Raw genomic sequence first — 221 nt, forward strand, 5'->3', positions numbered from 1 at the left:
CTTAGTAAAGAATATAAGCGCTTAATAAAGTGTGGTCATAAAATGCTCCAGGCATTGATGACACTAAGTACATCCGTGTACTAGAACTCAAAACGAAATCAGCTTTCCGAATTATTATTTAATGCACAAATGAGTGCGTTAAATAAACAAAATTTGTCTGGAAACCATAGAGCTGTGGCACCACCTGATCCCATTCCGAACTCAGAAGTGAAACACAGTAT

At 37.1% G+C, this 221-nt stretch carries 1 rRNA gene; it reads left to right on the top strand.

Annotated features, from left to right (window positions below):
- Positions 1–156: 156 nt before the first annotated feature.
- Positions 157–221: ribosomal RNA gene (gene rrf, locus H5073_RS18215) — 5S ribosomal RNA — on the top strand; the annotation flags it as partial.

It is taken from the genome of Shewanella sp. SR44-3 (assembly GCF_014163735.1).
GTDB lineage: Bacteria > Pseudomonadota > Gammaproteobacteria > Enterobacterales > Shewanellaceae > Shewanella.